We start from the raw sequence: 19750 nt of genomic DNA on the forward strand, positions 1-19750 counted from the left end.
GAAAACACCATGAATGCAAAAGTCTGGCTGGTGGGTGCAGGTCCTGGTGATCCGGAATTGCTGACCCTCAAAGCGGTACGCGCATTGCGCGCGGCCGATGTGGTGCTGATCGATGACCTGGTCAACGCAGCGGTGCTGGAACACTGCCCTGACGCGCGGATCATTGCCGTGGGCAAGCGCGGCGGCTGTCGCTCGACTCCGCAGGCGTTCATCCACCGGCTGATGCTGCGTTACGCACGCCACGGCAAATGCGTGGTGCGGCTCAAGGGTGGCGATCCGTGCATTTTCGGCCGTGGCGGTGAAGAGGCGCAGTGGCTGCGCGAGCGCGGCGTCGAAGTGGAACTGGTCAACGGCATCACCGCTGGCCTGGCCGGCGCCACGCAATGCGATATATCCCTGACCTTGCGCGGCGTGGCCCGCGGCGTAACGCTGGTGACCGCGCACACTCAGGACGATAGCCAACTGAACTGGCAGGCACTGGCACAGAGCGGGACGACACTGGTGATCTATATGGGTGTGGCCAAACTAGGCGAGATTCGCGAGCAACTGCTGGCCGGGGGCATGGCGGCGGATACGCCGGTGGCGATGATCGAGAATGCTTCACTGCCGGTGCAGCGCGAATGCCGCAGCGACCTGAGCGCCATGTGTGAGGATGCCCGGTTATTCGAGCTGAAAAGTCCTGCGATTCTGGTGATCGGCGCAGTTGCGGCCGCCAGTCAGTCAGCGCAATACGATCTGCCTTCGCTGGCGACGGCCTGAATACACACCACCTCGGCAAATCGCAGACAAAGAAAAGCCCGGCCTAAGCCGGGCTTTTCTCAGAGCGGCAGCTAATTACTTAGCTTGAGCTTCAACCTGCGCTTCTACGCGACGGTTTACAGCGCGGCCAGCGTCAGTTTTGTTGTCAGCAACCGGGCGGGATTCGCCGTAGCCAACAGACTGAACGCGGGACGATTCAACACCGTACTGGTTGGTCAGAACTTGCTTAACGGCGTTTGCACGACGCTCGGACAGTTTCTGGTTGTAAGCGTCAGGACCGACGGAGTCAGTGTGACCTTCAACAGTAGTGGTGGTGGATGGGTACTGCTTCATGAAGTCAGCCAGGTTCTTGATGTCGCCGTAGCTGTTTGGCTTGACAACCGACTTGTCGAAGTCGAATTTCACGTCCAGCTCAACACGAACAACTTCAGCAACTGCTGGGCAGCCATCAGCGTCAACAGTTACGTTGGCTGGGGTGTCCGGGCACTTGTCAACGTTGTCGCAAACGCCATCGTTGTCGCTGTCGGAGCAGACTTCAGCTGGTGCTGGAACTGGAGCAGCAGCAGGCTTGGAGCCGCCACCGAAGTTCACACCGATACCGACGCTAGGAGCCCACTCGGTGTCGCCCTGGTCGATGTTGTATTGAGCTTCAACGCCAGCACGGGCGTAGAAGTTCTCGGTGAAGTACAGCTTGGCACCGCCGCCAACGTTGGCGAAGGTGGAACGGTTACGACCGTTCGAACCGTTCTGGTCGATGCTCTGGTCAGAGAAACCGGCCGAAACGTATGGACGAATCATGTCGCCTGGGTTGTTGAAGTGGTACAGAGCGTCCAGAGCGGTGTTAGCGCCTTTGACGTTCTTGCCATCGTCGGCACGTACGTTGTGCACTTCGTCGTAGCCCAGACGCAGTTCTACGTCGTCGGTCAGGAAGTAACCGATCGAACCGCCGAACAGGTTGCCGTTGTTCTTGAAGTTACGAGCGCTGTCGAATTGTTCTTTCTTAGCGAAGCCTTCGATTTCAACTGCGCCTTGGCCTTGTGCCAGAGCGCCGAACGAAGTGGCGGCAATCAGAGAACCAATGGCCAAGCCCAAGGTGTTTTTCAGTTTCATCCGTTAAATCCCCATCTGGTGATTGTGAAGCAGTCCCGCAAACCGGGGGACAACTCGGCGGCAAGTCTATCAGAACTTGCCTACACGTAAGAGATATTTGCGCTGAACTAAGTTTCAGCAATGCCTGCAAATTTCTCACGCAATTTATCTAGAGCGCGTTTGTAACGCATTTTTGTCGCACTCAAACCCATGTGCATGATGTCTGCGATCTCCTGAAACTCCAGCTCTGCGACAAATCGTAGCACCAGAATTTCGCGGTCAATCGGATTCACATACACCAGCCAGCGATCAAGCCCACCCTTATCCTCCGGTTTCGGCGCCTTTTCTTCAGACGCTTCTTCAAGAGGGTCGAGGCTGAGAGCGTCCATCAAGCGACGCTTACGCCGTTCCTTCCGATACTGCGTGATGCATTCGTTGTAAGTGATGCTGTAAAGCCAGGTTTTGAACTTCGATTTCCCCTCGAAGTTCTTCAGGCCATACAGCACCTTCAGCATCACTTCCTGACAGACATCGTCTGCGTCGCGATCGTTCCCAAGATATCTCGCACAGACATTAAATAATGTTCGCTGGTAACGCCGCATCAACTCTTCGTAGGCGCGCGTTACGTGAAAAAGCTCGGTGTGCGAGCGCGCGACCAACTCCTCATCAGAGAGCTCGCGGGGGTCGTAGCGCGTGGATAGCGTTTGGGCTTTATTCAAAACAAGTCGTGCCGACAGTCAGGTCAATGTCCACCGCAGCCAGCCTCGGCTGGCATTTTGCGGCGGCATACATTAGCAGGGTTTGCCGGTTTAGCGGCTACTCACATGCTGTTCCAGCAGGATCCGATTGGAGAGAGAGACTAGCTCACCCTCATCGGTCAGCAATGTGGTTTTAACCGTGCCGATCTCTTCGATCTGGCCTTCGACCTCGCCAACACGCACTTGTTGCCCAACCTCGTACAACTCACGCACATAGATTCCCGCAAGAATCTGACCGGCAATTTCCCGGCTTCCCAAACCCATGGCCAGCGCAACGGCCAGACCAACGGTAATCAAAACGATAACAATCACGTGGTTCAGCAGGTCGGTCTTGACCTCGAGCTGACTGATCGCCACCGAGATACTGATGATGATCACCAGCCCCTGCGCGATACGCCCCAGCCCCGAAGCGTAGTCCAGGCCTACGCCTTCCGCCGCCCCGCGCACCAGGCCATTGGCCAATTGCGCGAGCAACACACCGACCAGCAGCACCAGGGCGGCGCCGAAAACTTTCGGCAGATATAGCGCCAGCATGTCCAGCGTAGCTGAAACTCGCTCAAGGCCAAGGGATTCTGCTGCAGATACCAGGAAAATCAGCAGAACGAACCAGTAAACGATTTTGCCGATCAAGGTCGAGATCGGCACTTGCAGGCCCGCACGCGACAACAGTTTGGTCAGACCGGTGCCGCCCATCAGGCGATCGAGGCCCAATTTGGCCAGCAACTTGGAGAGCAAGGTGTCGAGCAGCTTGGCCACGACGAAACCCAACAGCAGCACCACCAGTGCGCCGAACAGGTTCGGAATGAAATTAGCGACTTTGGTCCACAACGCAGTCATTGCAGTGACGAGGCTCTGAGTCCAGAGATCAAGTTCCATATTCAATCAGCCTTATCAGCAGTGCGAACAGCAGGTTTACGAAGACGGGAAACCGGCGAGACATGCGCCGAACCATTGTTCAGGGCGATCATCAGCGCGGGCAGCCAGCGGCCCAGCAGGCTGAACAGATCACCGGCGCCGACCTGGCGGTTGGCGGTTTTGAGCACGCGGCCCAGGCAGGCGTCGTCGTCGCGGCTGGACGGCGAGGCGTTGAGCATGTCGCGCAAAGACTGTTCAAACGGATCGTGCATACGCACCTCTCGTGATGTCTGTGAAAGACGCGGGCAAATTTGGTCGGGTCACATGCGGCCTCTTCAAACCCAGCGCAAACGTCGGAACAACCACCACTGACCGAAGGCCAGGGCAAGCACCGTCGAGCATGCGATGAGGAAACCGTACGGGCTGCTGGCGAACGGAATCCCGCCAACGTTGATGCCCAGAAGACCGGTGATAAAACTCATCGGCAGGAAGATGCAGGTGATGATGCCGAAGCGGTACATGGTGCGATTCATGTGCACGTTCAGACGCCGGTCCTCGGCCTCCAGCACAAGCCCCACGCGCTCTCGGGTCAATTCCAGCTCTTCCAGATAGCGGGTCAGGCTGTTGTTCAGTTCGTTCCAGTAATCGGCATCGTCTTCAACGAACCACGGCAGCTTTATGCGTGTCAGCAGGCCAAAAATATCCCGCTGTGGAGCGAGAAAACGCTTGAGCCCGGCTGCTCGCCGGCGGATGTGCAAAATCGACCCGTGTTCGGGAGAATACCGTTCGTCGGCATCCATCTTTTCTTCTTCCTCATCAGCGATTTCCGAGAGGCACGTGACCAGGTCCTGCACTTTGTTGGTGAGGAACTGCGCCAGATAGAGGATGAGTTCTGATGATGTCTTCGGGCCTCTGCCGTCAGCCAATTGCGCAAGCAATTCATCAGTGGCCCGCAGTGGCCGCAAACGCAGGGAGATCACCCGTTGCGCTGAAGCGAAAATCCGCACCGACACCATGTCTTCCGGCTCGGCACCCGGATTGAGATTGACCCCGCGCAAAAACAGCAGCAATTCGGAGTCCGGCAGCGGCAACAGACGCGGGCGGGTATTCTCTTCCAGCAGCAGGTCGCAGGTGAACTCGTTGAGTCCGCTGGATTTGCGCAGCCAGGTCTGGGTCTGCGGATGGCTGCGATCCCAATGCAGCCACAGGCTTTCGTGCGCCTGCAGCTGCAGATCGTCCAGTTCCGTCCGGGCTATCGAACGCGCGCCGCCCTTACCGTCCAGCACCAGGGCATGCACCAGCCCCCACTGCGCGTTTTCTTCCTCGAACATCCGCATCCCTTGTCGAAAAGCTTATTCAGGCATCTGCAGCGGACTCGGCGAAACGATCACGCCGTTGTTGTCCGCATAGACATAGTGGCCCGGATGGAAGGTCACACCGGCGAAGGTCACCGCGACGTTGAGGTCGCCAATGCCGCGCTTTTCGGTCTTCATCGGGTGGCTGGCCAGCGCCTGCACGCCGAGATCGGTCTGGGCGAGGACATCGACGTCACGGATGCAGCCGTAGATCACCATGCCTTCCCAACCGTTTTTCGCAGCCTTTTCGGCAATCATGTCGCCCAGCAGTGCACGGCGCAGCGAGCCACCGCCGTCGACCACCAGCACTTTGCCGGTGCCGTCGAGTTCGGCCTGTTCCTTGACCAGCGAGTTGTCTTCGAAGCATTTGATGGTCACGATTTCGCCGCCAAAGGAATCACGGCCGCCGAAATTGCTGAACATCGGTTCCAGCACCTGCACCAGCTCCGGGTAGGCGTCGCACAGGTCAGGCGTAAGGTAATGGTCCATCGAAAAACTCCTGTAAAAAGCAAGACGATCAAGGATGCCGCATTCTGATGAGACGAGTCCGGCCAGTCGCTGTTTACCTTAGCCCACGCCATGGTCGCTGAGCGAACCTGAACACAGCCTGAAACGTAATCGCTAAACAGCCGCAAAATATGACCAGAACCGCACAATGCGTCATATCTTAGCCGCAAGCCCGGCCGAACGGAACGCCCCTTACACCGCCGCGGCCAGATCCGCCGCTTGCGCCAGCAATGGCGTCTGCTGATCATTCAGCCAGCGCGCCACCAGCGGCCACACTTCGGTCTGCGCCGCTTTGCTCACCAGCATTTCGACATGGCCAAAATTGTCGCTGAAACCTTGCTCGCGCCCCAGATTGACGAACTGCTTGTGCTCGGAGCCGATCTGCTCGAACAGCTTGCGACAGGCCCACGCCGGGTCCTGATGATCGCCCGCCGCCGTCACCGCCAACACCGGCACCTGAACATCGGCGAGCCCGGCCCACCAATCCTTGTCCTTGTCGCCAAAGCGGCCGAACAAGCCGTACCAGCGCATGCTTTCGATGGCCAGGCCGATCGGCTCGTCTTCCGGGCCGCGCCGCAGGCGTGAACCGGACAACTGTGCGAAACGCTTGAGAATAAAGCGACTGCCCCACTCCAGCGGCGGAATTTTCAGCGGCCAGTACGTGCGGCTGACCTGCGTGCCGAAAAACGCCGCCGACGCCACCGCCGGTTCGCCTAGATATTCGCCACCCAGCGCCGCCGCCAGGGTAATCCCGCCCAGCGAGTGGCCGATCCAGTGCGGAATCTGCCCGCTCTGCTCCCGCACGAACGCGGCAATCGCCGGCAGATCGTAGCGCGCGTAATCGGCGACGCGGTTGCGCCGATAGTCCTCGTTGCGCTGCGACAGACCGTGGCCGCGCATCTCCGGGATCCACACATCGAAGCCCAGCCGCGTCAGATACGCGCCCAGGCCCAGACCTTTGGGCGAAAACCAGAAACGTCGATTGGAAAAACTGCCGTGCAGCAGGATTACCGGCACGCCGCGCGGCGCCGAGTCATCGGCCATGCCCAGGCGGGTGACGGCGATTTCCACGGACCAGTCGGGGCTGTTGCCGGGTTTGAGTCGATACACATCTTCGCTCAGATCGCCGCGCCGCTCGGCGCTGATCAGGGCGACAGGAAACAGGTTGCTGCTGCTTTGCATAATGCTCTTGCACAAAAAAGGGCGGCATCTACAAGAGCCCGCCCTACTTCAATCTAAAGCCATCCCCCTTGTAGAAGTGAGCCTGCTCACGATAGCGGTGTGTCAGCCTCCATTGATGGCGGCTGTTATATCGCTATCGCGAGCAGGCTCACTCCTACAGGGGAGCGGGCCGTTACATATCTATCAAGCCTGAGCCTGACCTTCGGCGAGGAAGAACCAGGTTTCCAGCACGGTGTCCGGGTTCAGCGAAACGCTTTCGATGCCCTGCTCCATCAGCCATTTGGCCAGGTCCGGATGGTCCGAAGGGCCCTGACCGCAGATGCCGATGTACTTGCCGGCCTTGTTGCAGGCCTGGATGGCATTGGCCAGCAGCTTCTTGACCGCCGGATTACGCTCGTCAAACAGGTGCGCGATGATACCGGAATCGCGGTCCAGGCCCAGGGTCAACTGAGTCAGGTCGTTGGAACCGATCGAGAAACCGTCGAAGAACTCAAGGAACTCGTCAGCCAGAATCGCGTTGGATGGCAGTTCGCACATCATGATCACGCGCAAACCGTTGTCGCCACGGGCCAGGCCGTTTTCGGCGAGCAGGTCGACCACCTGGCTGGCTTCGCCAAGGGTACGGACGAACGGCACCATGATTTCGACGTTGGTCAGGCCCATCTCGTTGCGCACGCGTTTCAGCGCGCGGCATTCGAGTTCGAAGCAGTCGCGGAACGATTCGCTGATGTAACGCGAAGCGCCACGGAAGCCCAGCATCGGGTTTTCTTCTTCCGGTTCGTAGAGCTTGCCGCCGATCAGGTTGGCGTATTCGTTGGACTTGAAGTCCGACAGACGCACGATGACTTTCTTCGGTGCGAACGCGGCAGCCAGGGTGCTGATGCCTTCGACCAGTTTCTCGACATAGAAACCGACCGGATCGTCGTAACCGGCGATGCGCTTGTCGACGCTTTCCTTGATGTCCTGCGGCAGACCGTCGTAGTTCAACAGTGCTTTCGGGTGCACGCCGATCATGCGGTTGATGATGAATTCCAGACGGGCCAGGCCAACGCCGGCGTTTGGCAGTTGCGCGAAGTCGAAGGCGCGGTCCGGGTTGCCGACGTTCATCATGATCTTGAACGGCAGCTCCGGCATGGCATCAACGGAGTTCTTCTTGATGTCGAAGCCCAGTTCGCCTTCGAAGATGTAACCGGTGTCGCCTTCGGCGCAGGACACGGTCACGCCCTGGCCATCCTTCAGCAGCTGGGTGGCGTTGCCGCAACCGACGACCGCTGGAATGCCCAGTTCGCGCGCGATGATCGCCGCGTGGCAGGTACGCCCGCCACGGTTGGTGACGATGGCGCTGGCGCGCTTCATTACCGGTTCCCAGTCCGGGTCGGTCATGTCGGAGACCAGCACGTCGCCCGGCTGGACCTTGTCCATCTCGGAAACGTCTTTGATGATCCGCACTTTGCCGGCGCCGATGCGCTGGCCGATGGCGCGGCCTTCCACCAGCACGGTTCCGGTTTCCTTGAGCAGGTAACGTTCCATGACGTTGGCCTGGGTGCGGCTTTTCACGGTTTCCGGACGCGCCTGCACGATGTACAGCTTGCCGTCGTCACCGTCCTTGGCCCACTCGATGTCCATCGGGCAGCCGTAGTGCTTCTCGATGATCATCGCCTGCTTGGCCAGTTCGCTGACTTCAGCATCGGTGAGGCAGAAACGCGCGCGCTCAGCCTTGTCGACATCGACGGTCTTGACCGAACGGCCGGCCTTGGCCTCGTCGCCGTAGATCATCTTGATGGCTTTGCTGCCCAGGTTACGACGCAGGATCGCCGGACGACCGGCCTCCAGCGTGCCTTTATGTACGTAGAACTCATCCGGGTTAACCGCGCCTTGTACGACGGTTTCGCCCAGGCCGTAGGCGCCGGTGATGAACACCACGTCACGGAAGCCGGATTCGGTATCGAGGGTGAACATCACGCCGGCGGTGCCGGTTTCCGACCGCACCATGCGCTGCACGCCGGCCGACAGGGCGACCAGTTTGTGGTCGAAGCCCTGATGCACGCGGTAGGAAATCGCCCGGTCGTTGAACAGCGAAGCGAATACCTCTTTGGCGGCGCGGATGACATTGTCCACGCCACGGATGTTCAGGAAGGTTTCCTGCTGACCGGCGAAGGACGCGTCCGGCAGGTCTTCGGCGGTGGCAGAGGAACGCACGGCCACGGCGACATCAGGATTACCGGCCGACAGCGCGGCGAACGCGGTGCGGATCTCGGTGTTGAGTTTTTCGGGGAATTCGGCGTCCATGATCCATTGGCGGATCTGCGCACCGGTCTTGGCCAGGGCATTGACGTCGTCGACGTCGAGCGCGTCGAGGGCCTTGTGGATCTGCTCGTTCAGGCCGCTCAGTTCGAGGAAGTCACGATAGGCCTGAGCCGTCGTGGCGAAGCCGCCGGGGACCGAAACACCGGCGCCTGCCAGGTTACTGATCATCTCGCCCAGGGATGCGTTCTTGCCCCCCACATGCTCAACATCGTGTTTGCCGAGCTTATCGAGGGAAACTACGTACTCTACCAAGGTGATCTCTCCACTAACTGTGTTGGAAAAGCTCAGAAGCCGGCGGCCCGGGGGAGCCTTGGCCGGCTGTATGGCCTGGACCTGGAAAATAAGTGAGAATGCGGGCCAATCGCGGCCGACAAATCGCGCCTATCATATCCAAGAATTAACTTAAGGCCCAAGGTGCAAATGAAACGATCCGCTTTCTTCATCTCCGATGGCACCGGCATCACTGCCGAAACCCTGGGTCAAAGCCTGTTGGCGCAGTTCGAAAACATTACCTTCAGCAAGTTCACGCGGCCGTACATCGACAGCGTTGAAAAAGCGCGGGCCATGGTACAACAAATCAACAAAGCCGCTGAAACCGACGGCTTTCGGCCGATCATCTTCGACACCATCGTCAATCAGGACATTCGTGAGATTCTCGCAACGTCCAATGGTTTCATGATCGACATTTTCTCGACCTTCCTCGCCCCGCTCGAACAGGAGCTGACCGAGCATTCGTCGTACACCGTCGGCAAATCGCATTCGATCGGGCACAACTCCAATTACATGGAGCGCATCGAGGCGGTGAACTTTGCCCTCGACAACGACGACGGCGCGCGCACCCACTATTACGACAAAGCCGATCTGATACTAGTCGGCGTGTCGCGATGCGGCAAAACGCCGACGTGTCTGTACATGGCGATGCAGTTCGGCATCCGTGCGGCCAACTATCCGTTGACCGAAGACGACATGGAGCGCCTGACCCTGCCGAGCGCCCTGCGCGCCCATCAGCACAAGCTGTTCGGCCTGACCATCGACCCGGACCGCCTCACCGCCATCCGCAACGAGCGCAAGCCCAACAGCCGCTATTCGAGCTACGCCCAGTGCGAATTCGAAGTGCGCGAAGTGGAAAACCTGTTCCGCCGCGAGAACATCCCGCACATCAACTCCACGCATTTTTCCGTGGAAGAGATTTCCGCGAAGATTCTGGTGGAGAAAGGGGTTGAGCGGCGGTTCAAGTAGGTTTGCGGTGCCTGACCTGACGCTATCGCGGGCAAGCCCGCTCCCACAGGTTCTGAAGGCGTTCACGATTTTTGCGTTCATCACAAAACCCTGTGGGAGCGGGCTTGCCCGCGAAGAACGATGACGCGGTCTGTCAGATCACCAACAGATCAATGAACCGATTCACCGGTGTGCCTTCCAGCCGCGATTGATCCTTGCACAAGGCAACAATCTGCGCGCAACGCTGCCCGACATAACGTGTCGCCAGGTTGGCCTTGAACTTGTCCTCCAACAACGGAATCCCCTCAGCCCGACGGCGGCGATGGCCGAGCGGGTATTCCACCAGCACGTTGTCGGTGCTGCTGCCGTCCTTGAAAAACACCTGCACCGCATTGGCAATCGAACGCTTGTCGGGCTCGAGGTATTCACGGCTGAATCGCGGATCTTCAACGATGACCATTTTTTCGCGCAGCACGTCGATGATCGGGTGCGCCTTGTGGAAATCGTCTTCGTACTGTTCGGCCACCAGAGTGCCGAACGCCAGCGGCACGGCGGTCATGTACTGCAGGCAATGATCGCGGTCGGCAGCATTGGCCAGCGGCCCGACCTTTGAAATGATGCGAATCGCCGATTCATGGGTGGTGATGACGATCCGGTCGATTTCATGCAGACGATTGCGCACCTGCGGGTGCAGGGTCACCGCCGCTTCGCAGGCCGTTTGCGCATGAAACTCGGCGGGGAAGCTGATCTTGAACAGCACGTTTTCCATGACGTAACTGCCGAACGGTCGGGAAAAACTGAAAGCGCGTTTGCCCTCGGGTTTCAGCGCCAGATCGTTGTTGGTGTGGCTGAACGACACGTCGTAAAAGCCCCACTGTTTCGCACTCAAAACACCGGGTATGCCCATTTCGCCACGCATGGCGATATCGGCCAGACGCACACCACGACTCGCCGCATCCCCCGCCGCCCAGGATTTGCGCGAACCGGCGTTGGGCGCATGGCGATACGTGCGCAGCGCCTGCCCGTCGGCAAAGGCATGCGACAGCGCCGACAGCAACTGGTCGCGATTAGCCCCCATGAGTCTGGCGCTGACAGCGGTTGAAGCGACTTTCACCAGCATCACGTGGTCGAGGCCGACGCGATTGAAGGCATTTTCCAAAGCGATCACGCCCTGAATCTCGTGGGCCATGATCATTGCTTCCAGCACATCGCGAATGGTCAGCGGCGGCTCGCCATTGGCGATACGTTTTTGCGACAGGTGATCAGCAACGGCGAGGATGGCGCCGAGGTTGTCCGACGGATGACCCCACTCGGCAGCGAGCCAGGTGTCGTTGTAATCCAGCCAGCGAACGATGCAGCCGATGTCCCACGCGGCTTTGACCGGATCAAGACGATAGCTGGTGCCGGGGACTCGGGCACCAAAAGGCACAACCGTACCCTCGACGATCGGGCCGAGGTGTTTGGTGCATTCGGGAAACCGCAGCGCCAGCAGGCCGCAGCCCAACGTGTCCATCAGGCAGTTGCGGGCGGTGTCGAGGGCTTCGGCGGAGGGTGTTTCGAAGGTCAGGACGTAGTCGGCGATCGTCTGCAGGACATCGTCGTAGTCGGGGCGGTTGTTCAGGTCGACGTTGGCGCTCATGGCTGTTCTCCTGTTCTGAATGTGAGTGGTGGGTCTTCCTCAAAGGCCTGGCGGGTTATGGTCGGGTGGTGTCTGGTTATTGTTGTGTCAGAGGGTAGCCCCTCACCCTAGCCCTCTCCCGAGGGAGAGGGGACCGATCGGGGGATGCTGTTGAGGTTCACCGACCTGAAAGCACGTCGCTGAATCCATAATCGACTCGATCTCTCAGGTCGATGTATGACCCAAGACACCTTGGTCGGCCCCCTCTCCCTTTGGGAGAGGGCTGGGGTGAGGGTAAAAAGTGCCGGGTCAGAAAGAATCGCCGGGCACGCGCACGTAGCCTTCCATCAGAACCCGCGCACTGCGACTCATGATGGCTTTCTTCACCACCCACTCGCCGCTTTCCAGACTGGCCTCGGCACCGACGCGCAACGTGCCGGACGGATGGCCAAAGCGCACGGCGTTGCGCTCGACTCCGCCAGCAGCGAGATTGACCAGCGTGCCGGGAATCGCCGCCGCTGTGCCGATCGCTACCGCAGCGGTGCCCATCATCGCGTGGTGCAGCTTGCCCATCGACAGCGCGCGCACCAGCAAATCGACGTCGCCAGCGTTAACGGCCTTGCCGCTGGACGCGATGTAATCCGCAGGTTTGGCGACAAACGCGACTTTCGGCGTGTGCTGCCGTTTCGCCGCTTCCTCGACATTCGCGATCAGGCCCATGCGCAGTGCGCCGTACGCGCGAATCGTCTCGAACATCAGCAGCGCTTTCGGATCGCTGTTGATCGCGCCTTGCAGCTCGGTGCCGGTGTAGCCGATGTCTGCGGCGTTGACGAAAATCGTCGGAATGCCTGCGTTGATCAGCGTTGCCTTGAACGTGCCGACACCCGGCACTTCCAGCTCGTCGACCAGGTTGCCGGTGGGGAACATCGAACCGCCACCACCCTCTTCTTCCGCCGCCGGGTCCATGAACTCCACCTGCACTTCAGCAGCGGGAAAGGTCACGCCATCGAGTTCGAAATCACCGGTTTCCTGCACTTCGCCATCGGTGATCGGCACGTGAGCAATAATCGTTTTGCCGATGTTGGCCTGCCACACGCGCACCACCGCAACACCGTTTTGCGGGATGCGGCTGGCGTCGACCAGACCGTTGCTGATGGCGAACGAACCGACCGCCGCCGAGAGGTTGCCGCAATTGCCACTCCAGTCCACAAACGGCTTGTCGATCGAGACCTGACCGAACAGGTAGTCGACGTCGTGATCGGCGCGGGTGCTCTTCGACAGGATCACGGTTTTGCTGGTGCTCGACGTGGCGCCACCCATGCCGTCGATCTGCTTGTCGTACGGGTCGGGGCTGCCGATCACCCGCAGCAATAAAGCATCGCGGGCCGGGCCGGGAACCTGCGCGGCTTCGGGCAGATCCTTGAGGCTGAAGAACACGCCTTTGCTGGTGCCGCCGCGCATGTAGGTCGCGGGGATCTTGATTTGTGCTGCGTGAGCCATATTGCTCCTTACCGAAAGCATGGGACTTGAAATCCCATGCCCACATCAGTTGATTTAAACGGCAACCGCCGACTCCTCGAGGAAGTCCTGCGCAAAACGCTGCAACACGCCGCCGGCCTCGTAGATCGACACTTCTTCAGCGGTATCCAGACGGCAGGTCACCGGCACTTCCACCCGATCACCGTTCTTGCGATGGATCACCAGCGTCAGGTCCGCGCGCGGTTTGCGCTCGCCGATCACGTCGTAGGTCTCGCTGCCATCAATCGCCAGCGTGTGACGGTTGGTGCCGGGTTTGAACTCCAGCGGCAGCACGCCCATGCCCACCAGATTGGTGCGGTGGATGCGCTCGAAGCCTTCGGCGGCAATCGCCTCGACACCGGCCAGGCGCACGCCTTTCGCCGCCCAGTCGCGGGACGAGCCCTGACCGTAATCGGCGCCGGCGATGATGATCAGCGGCTGCTTGCGCTGCATGTAGGTTTCGATGGCTTCCCACATGCGCATCACTTTGCCTTCCGGCTCGACACGGGCCAGCGAACCCTGCTTGACCTGGCCGTTTTCCACGACCATTTCGTTGAACAGTTTCGGGTTGGCAAAGGTTGCGCGCTGCGCGGTCAAGTGGTCGCCACGGTGGGTGGCGTAAGAGTTGAAGTCCTCTTCCGGCAGGCCCATTTTCGCCAGGTATTCGCCAGCGGCACTGTCGAGCATGATCGCGTTGGAGGGCGACAGGTGATCGGTGGTGATGTTGTCCGGCAGCACCGCCAGCGGGCGCATGCCCTTCAGTGGTCGTGCGCCGGCCAGTGCGCCTTCCCAGTAAGGCGGACGGCGAATGTAGGTGCTCATCTCGCGCCATTCGTACAGCGGCGCGACTTTCGGGCCGGTGTCTTCGTGGACGGCGAACATCGGGATATAGACCTGACGGAACTGCTCAGGCTTGACCGACGACTTCACCACGGCGTCGATTTCTTCATCGCTCGGCCAGATGTCTTTCAGGCGAATTTCCCGGCCATCGACCACGCCCAGCACATCTTTCTCGATATCGAAGCGGATGGTTCCGGCGATGGCGTAAGCGACCACCAGCGGCGGCGAAGCGAGGAATGCCTGCTTGGCATACGGGTGAATGCGCCCGTCGAAGTTGCGGTTGCCGGAAAGCACGGCGGTGGCGTACAGATCACGGTCGATGATTTCTTGCTGAATCACGGGATCGAGCGCGCCGGACATGCCGTTGCAGGTGGTGCAGGCGAAGGCCACCACACCAAAACCGAGCTGTTCCAATTCAGTGGTCAGCCCGGCTTCGTCGAGGTACAGCGCCACGGTTTTCGAGCCCGGCGCCAGCGACGATTTTACCCACGGTTTGCGGGTCAGGCCGAGTTTATTGGCATTGCGCGCCAAGAGACCTGCGGCGATGACGTTGCGCGGGTTGCTGGTGTTGGTGCAACTGGTGATGGCGGCGATAATCACTGCGCCGTCGGGCATTTGCCCCGGCACCTCATCCCACTGCCCGGAAATGCCTTTGGCGGCCAGATCGGATACCGCGACGCGCGCATGCGGGTTGCTCGGGCCGGCCATGTTGCGCACCACCGACGACAGATCGAAGCTCAGGCCGCGCTCGTATTGCGCGCCTTTCAGGCTGTCGGCCCACAGGCCAGTCAGCTTGGCGTACTGCTCGACCAGTTGTACCTGCTGGTCTTCGCGACCGGTGAGCTTCAGGTAATCGATGGTCTGCTGATCGATGTAGAACATCGCTGCAGTGGCGCCATATTCCGGGGCCATGTTGGAGATGGTCGCGCGATCGCCGAGGGTCAGCGCTGCGGCGCCTTCGCCGAAGAACTCCAGCCAAGCGCCGACGACTTTCTGTTTGCGCAGGTATTCGGTCAGCGCCAGGACCATGTCGGTGGCGGTGATGCCCGGTTGCAGCTTGCCGGTCAGTTCGACGCCGACGCTTTCCGGCAGACGCATCCACGACGCACGACCGAGCATCACGCTTTCGGCTTCGAGACCGCCGACGCCGATGGCGATTACACCCAGCGCATCGACGTGCGGGGTGTGGCTGTCGGTGCCGACGCAGGTGTCGGGGAACGCCACGCCGTCACGCACCTGAATCACCGGGGACATTTTCTCCAGGTTGATCTGGTGCATGATGCCGTTGCCCGGCGGGATCACATCAACGTTCTTGAAAGCCTTTTTGGTCCAGTTGATGAAGTGAAAACGGTCCTCGTTGCGACGGTCTTCGATGGCGCGGTTCTTCTCGAACGCCTGAGCGTCGAAACCGCCGGCCTCGACGGCCAGCGAGTGGTCGACGATCAACTGCGTCGGCACCACCGGGTTGACCTGTGCCGGGTCGCCGCCCTGCAAGGCGATGGCGTCGCGCAGGCCAGCGAGGTCGACCAGTGCGGTCTGGCCGAGAATGTCGTGGCAGACCACCCGCGCCGGGAACCACGGAAAATCCAGGTCGCGCTTACGCTCGATCAATTGCTTGAGGGAATCAGTGAGCGTGGCCGGGTCGCAGCGCCGCACGAGGTTTTCCGCGAGGACGCGCGAGGTGTACGGCAGCGTGTCGTAGCTCCCGGGCTGGATCGCCTCGACTGCCGCTCGGGCGTCGAAATAATCCAGAGGACTGCCGGGCAGGGTTTTACGAAATTGTGTGTTCATCGGGTCAGGACTCGGGTCACGGTGGTTTCAAGGCTAAGGCCAGACACCGATCTTGCAATCCACACTGCACCCTGTGGGAGCTGGCTTGCCAGCGATAGCGGTGCGCTAGTCGACATCAATGGTGCATGTGACTCAGTCATCGCTGGCAAGCCAGCTCCCACAGGGTTTCAGGTGGACTTCAAGATCAGTGTTCGGCCCTCCCCGGTCAGCGACGTTCGATTGGCACGAACTTGCGCTGTTCGACGCCGGTGTACTCGGCGCTTGGACGGATGATGCGGTTGTTGGCGCGTTGTTCGAACACGTGCGCGGCCCAGCCGGTCAGGCGCGAGCAGACGAAGATCGGCGTGAACAGCTTGGTCGGGATGCCCATGAAGTGGTACGCCGAGGCATGGTAGAAGTCGGCATTCGGGAACAGCTTCTTCTGCTCCCACATAGTCTTGTCGATGGCTTCGGAAACCGGGAACAGCACCTTGTCGCCGACTTCGTCAGCAAGCTTTTTCGACCAGCCCTTGATCACCTCGTTGCGCGGGTCGCTGTCCTTATAGATCGCGTGGCCGAAGCCCATGATCTTGTCCTTGCGCTCGAGCATGCCGAGGGTGCCTTTGATCGCCTCTTCGGGCGACGAGAAGCGCTCGATCATTTCCATCGCCGCTTCGTTGGCGCCGCCGTGCAACGGGCCGCGCAGCGAACCGATCGCCGCGGTGACGCAGGAATACAGATCGGACAGGGTCGAAGCGCAAACGCGGGCGGTGAAGGTCGAGGCGTTGAATTCGTGCTCGGCGTAGAGGATCAGCGACACGTTCATCACTTTGACGTGCAACTCGCTCGGCTTCTTGCCGTGCAGCAAGTGCAGGAAGTGGCCGCCAATGGTCGGCTCGTCACTGACGCAATCGATGCGTTTGCCGTCGTGGCTGAAGCGATACCAGTAGCACATGATCGCCGGAAACGCGGCGAGCAGGCGGTCGGTCTTGTCGCGCTGCTCGGAGAAATCTTTCTCCGGCTCGATGTTGCCGAGGAACGAGCAACCGGTGCGCATCACGTCCATCGGGTGGGCGTCGGCCGGGATGCGTTCGAGCACTTCCTTCAAGGCTTGCGGCAGGTCGCGCAGTTTGCTGAGCTTTTGCTGGTAATCGGCGAGTTGCGCCTGGGTCGGCAGTTCGCCGTACAGCAGCAGGTAGGCGACTTCCTCGAACTGCGCGTCGGCGGCCAGTTCGCGCACGTCATAGCCGCGATAGGTCAGCCCGGCACCGGCCTGGCCCACGGTGGACAGCGCGGTTTGCCCGGCCACCTGGCCACGGAGCCCGGCGCCACTGAGTACTTTTGCTTCGGCCATTGTTGTCTCCAGTTTTCTTGAACTTGTAGGGGAAACAGGTGGGAGCAGGCTCCCACAGGGTTTTTGATCAGCCTTTCTTCTGTGCAAACAGCGCATCAAGCTTCTGCTCGAAGGTGTGATAGTCGATGCGATCGTAAAGCTCCATGCGAGTCTGCATGGTGTCGATGACATTCTGTTGCGTGCCGTCGCGACGGATAGCGGTGTAGACGTTTTCCGCCGCCTTGTTCATCGCGCGGAACGCCGACAGCGGATAGAGCACCAGCGACACGTCGGCGCCGGCCAGTTGCTCGGTGGTGTACAGCGGCGTCGCGCCGAATTCGGTGATGTTGGCCAAAATCGGCGCTTTCACGCGGCTGGCGAACAGCTTGTACATGTCCAGTTCGGTGATGGCTTCCGGGAAAATCATGTCGGCACCGGCCTCGATGCACGCGGCGGCACGATCAAGTGCCGATTCCAGCCCTTCCACCGCCAGCGCATCGGTGCGCGCCATGATCACGAAGCTGTCGTCGGTGCGCGCATCGACCGCGGCTTTGATGCGGTCGACCATTTCCTGCTGGCTGACGATTTCTTTATTGGGACGATGGCCGCAGCGCTTGGCGCCGACCTGATCCTCGATGTGAATCGCCGCCGCGCCGAACTTGCTCATCGACTTGACGGTACGCGCGACGTTGAACGCCGAGGAACCGAAACCGGTGTCCACATCCACCAGCAACGGCAGATCGCAGACGTCGGTAATGCGCCGCACATCGGTGAGCACGTCATCCAGACCGGTGATGCCCAGATCCGGCACGCCGAGCGAACCTGCGGCCACCCCGCCACCGGACAGGTAGATCGCCTTGAAACCGGCGCGCTTGGCCAGCAGCGCGTGATTGGCGTTGATCGCGCCGACCACTTGCAAAGGGTGCTCGCTGGCGACCGCATCGCGGAAACGCTGGCCGGGAGTGTTCGGGTTGGAACTCATGACTCACCTCGTTCAGTGGCTGTCTGGTTATGGGCGCCGTCCTGGTAATGACGGGCGATGTTGCGTTTCGAGGCGCCAATGTGACGGCGCATCAACAATTCGGCGAGCTCACCGTCACGGTCGGCGATGGCATCGAGAATCCGGTGGTGTTCGGCAAAGGCCTGGCGCGGGCGGTTCGGCGTGGTGGAAAACTGGATGCGGTACATGCGCACCAGTTGGTACAGCTCGCCACAGAGCATTTGCGTCAATGTGCGGTTGCCGCTGCCCTGAATGATCCGGTAGTGGAAATCGAAATCGCCTTCCTGCTGGTAATAACCGACGCCGGCCTGGAACGCCGCGTCGCGCTCGTGGGTTTCCAGCACCCGACGCAGTTCGTCGATTTCTTCGACGCTCATGCGCTCGGCGGCCAGCCGGCAGGCCATGCCTTCAAGGGATTCGCGGATTTCATAGAGTTCGAGCAGTTCGGCGTGGCTGAGCGAGACCACCCGCGCACCGACATGCGGCACCCGCACCAGCAGGCGCTGGCCTTCCAGGCGGTGAATAGCCTCGCGCAACGGCCCGCGACTGATGCCGTAGGTGCGCGCCAGCTCCGGCTCGGAGATCTTGCTGCCCGGGGCGATCTCGCCTTTGACGATGGCTGCCTGAATCCGCCGGAAGACATTCTCCGAGAGCGTTTCCGAATCGTCGCCGCTGATGACCGGGGGATCGAGTTGATCCAGCATGATTGTCGACACCTTCAAATCCAATGCGGCAAAAATTAGCCAATCGAGCGCCATACGTCAAAGGATAAATATGGATTGTCGACAATCGTCTAATAACCAAACCCATGGAGCGCATTGAAACCTGTGGGAGCGAGCCTGCTCGCGAATGCGGTGTGTCAATCAAAGATGTTTCGAATGACCCAGCGCATTCGCGAGCAGGCTCGCTCCCACAAGGGGAATCCGTCAGGGGTTATAGACCGGCTGTGGCGCTGGCGCCATAAAACCACCGTGCTAGAATGCCGCCCGCATTTGCTGGCCATTTGTACGGCTTGTCATAAAAAGCTGCCAGGCACACGAAAGGTCTTGGGCAACCATTGCCAAAGGCCTGAACCGACCACGGAACGCTGCGCACCAGGATTTATGAGACTCAAGCCTTATCCCGCCTTTTTTGCCCTTTTTTGCCTGCCCGGCCTCGCCGCCGCGGGGGAAAAAACCGTGTACGGTCTCAACGAATATGCTTCGCTTGACGGCATCAATCTCGAAGTCGCGGCCAAACTCGACACCGGCGCGAAAACCGCCTCGCTGAGCGCCCGCGACATCAAACGCTTCAAACGCAACGGCGAGTCCTGGGTACGTTTCTACCTGGCGATCGACGCCGCGCACTCGCACCCGATCGAACGGCCGCTGGCACGGGTCAGCAAGATCAAGCGCCGCGCCGGCGACTACGACCCGGAAGAAGGCAAGAAGTACACCGCCCGTCCGGTGATCGAGCTGGATATCTGCATGGGTTCGGCGCTGCGCAGCATCGAAGTGAACCTGACCGACCGAAGTGCGTTCCAATATCCGCTTTTGATCGGCTCCGAGGCGCTGAAACGCTTCGACGCGCTGGTCGACCCCAGTCTTAAATACGCTGCCGGCAAACCTGCCTGCACCATCGCCGCTCATACCGCCGAGTAAT

17 protein-coding genes are annotated in these 19750 nt (G+C 60.2%); 3 read left to right on the top strand and 14 right to left on the bottom strand.

The window, feature by feature from the left end:
• Nucleotides 1-9: 9 nt before the first annotated feature.
• On the top strand, nt 10-759 hold the full coding sequence (gene cobA / locus M0746_RS16030) for a uroporphyrinogen-III C-methyltransferase (RefSeq protein WP_258449887.1): 750 nt from the start codon (nt 10-12) through the stop codon (nt 757-759).
• A 75-nt stretch (nt 760-834) separates the two neighbouring features.
• Here cobA and M0746_RS16035 read toward each other — a convergent pair whose 3' ends face one another.
• The 8 genes from M0746_RS16035 to ppsA form a co-directional block, all read right to left on the bottom strand.
• Nucleotides 835-1869: an OmpA family protein gene (locus M0746_RS16035; RefSeq protein WP_016773833.1), complete on the bottom strand. Its 1035-nt coding sequence runs from the start codon at nt 1867-1869 to the stop codon at nt 835-837.
• Nucleotides 1870-1976: 107 nt separating this feature from the next.
• A complete protein-coding gene (gene sigX, locus M0746_RS16040; RefSeq protein ID WP_042558499.1) occupies nt 1977-2567 on the bottom strand; it encodes an RNA polymerase sigma factor SigX in 591 nt (196 codons plus the stop codon).
• Nucleotides 2568-2657: 90 nt separating this feature from the next.
• The gene (locus tag M0746_RS16045) at nt 2658-3482 is read right to left on the bottom strand and encodes a mechanosensitive ion channel family protein (RefSeq protein WP_007944522.1); all 825 of its coding nucleotides are present in this window, start codon (nt 3480-3482) and stop codon (nt 2658-2660) included.
• Nucleotides 3483-3484: 2 nt separating this feature from the next.
• Nucleotides 3485-3733: a CrfX protein gene (locus tag M0746_RS16050; protein WP_090282551.1), complete on the bottom strand. Its 249-nt coding sequence runs from the start codon at nt 3731-3733 to the stop codon at nt 3485-3487.
• Between the two features lie 63 nt (nt 3734-3796).
• Nucleotides 3797-4792, bottom strand: coding sequence for a zinc transporter ZntB (locus M0746_RS16055; protein ID WP_258449888.1), 996 nt, complete (start codon nt 4790-4792; stop codon nt 3797-3799).
• A gap of 21 nt (nt 4793-4813) precedes the next feature.
• A complete protein-coding gene (rraA, locus tag M0746_RS16060) occupies nt 4814-5305 on the bottom strand; it encodes a ribonuclease E activity regulator RraA (RefSeq protein ID WP_258449889.1) in 492 nt (163 codons plus the stop codon).
• Between the two features lie 210 nt (nt 5306-5515).
• Nucleotides 5516-6505 (bottom strand): lysophospholipase, encoded by a 990-nt coding sequence (locus M0746_RS16065; protein WP_258449890.1) that lies wholly within the window; start codon nt 6503-6505, stop codon nt 5516-5518.
• A gap of 183 nt (nt 6506-6688) precedes the next feature.
• Nucleotides 6689-9064 (bottom strand): phosphoenolpyruvate synthase, encoded by a 2376-nt coding sequence (gene ppsA / locus M0746_RS16070; protein WP_258449891.1) that lies wholly within the window; start codon nt 9062-9064, stop codon nt 6689-6691.
• 168 nt (nt 9065-9232) lie between these two features.
• Between ppsA and ppsR the strand changes: the two genes are divergently transcribed.
• Entirely contained in the window at nt 9233-10051 is an 819-nt protein-coding gene (ppsR, locus tag M0746_RS16075; protein ID WP_203421371.1) for a posphoenolpyruvate synthetase regulatory kinase/phosphorylase PpsR, read from the top strand.
• A gap of 133 nt (nt 10052-10184) precedes the next feature.
• Here ppsR and prpD read toward each other — a convergent pair whose 3' ends face one another.
• The 6 genes from prpD to M0746_RS16105 form a co-directional block, all read right to left on the bottom strand.
• The gene (gene prpD / locus M0746_RS16080; RefSeq protein ID WP_258449892.1) at nt 10185-11669 is read right to left on the bottom strand and encodes a 2-methylcitrate dehydratase; all 1485 of its coding nucleotides are present in this window, start codon (nt 11667-11669) and stop codon (nt 10185-10187) included.
• A 288-nt stretch (nt 11670-11957) separates the two neighbouring features.
• On the bottom strand, nt 11958-13148 hold the full coding sequence (gene prpF, locus M0746_RS16085) for a 2-methylaconitate cis-trans isomerase PrpF (protein WP_258449893.1): 1191 nt from the start codon (nt 13146-13148) through the stop codon (nt 11958-11960).
• Nucleotides 13149-13202: 54 nt separating this feature from the next.
• Entirely contained in the window at nt 13203-15797 is a 2595-nt protein-coding gene (gene acnD / locus M0746_RS16090; RefSeq protein WP_258449894.1) for a Fe/S-dependent 2-methylisocitrate dehydratase AcnD, read from the bottom strand.
• 205 nt (nt 15798-16002) lie between these two features.
• On the bottom strand, nt 16003-17130 hold the full coding sequence (gene prpC, locus M0746_RS16095; RefSeq protein ID WP_093103085.1) for a bifunctional 2-methylcitrate synthase/citrate synthase: 1128 nt from the start codon (nt 17128-17130) through the stop codon (nt 16003-16005).
• A gap of 67 nt (nt 17131-17197) precedes the next feature.
• Nucleotides 17198-18091, bottom strand: coding sequence for a methylisocitrate lyase (prpB, locus tag M0746_RS16100; RefSeq protein ID WP_203421366.1), 894 nt, complete (start codon nt 18089-18091; stop codon nt 17198-17200).
• Nucleotides 18088-18810 carry a GntR family transcriptional regulator gene (locus tag M0746_RS16105; RefSeq protein ID WP_172833342.1) on the bottom strand — a complete coding sequence of 241 codons (723 nt, stop codon included), beginning with the start codon at nt 18808-18810 and terminating at the stop codon, nt 18088-18090. Before M0746_RS16105 ends, prpB begins: the two co-directional genes overlap by 4 nt.
• Nucleotides 18811-19212: 402 nt before the next feature.
• Between M0746_RS16105 and rloA the strand changes: the two genes are divergently transcribed.
• A complete protein-coding gene (rloA, locus tag M0746_RS16110) occupies nt 19213-19749 on the top strand; it encodes a retropepsin-like aspartic peptidase RloA (protein ID WP_258451494.1) in 537 nt (178 codons plus the stop codon).
• Nucleotide 19750 lies beyond the last annotated feature (1 nt).

Origin of the sequence: Pseudomonas sp. S11P7, from assembly GCF_023195435.1 — a bacterium.
Taxonomy (GTDB): Bacteria; Pseudomonadota; Gammaproteobacteria; order Pseudomonadales; family Pseudomonadaceae; genus Aquipseudomonas; species Aquipseudomonas fluorescens_G.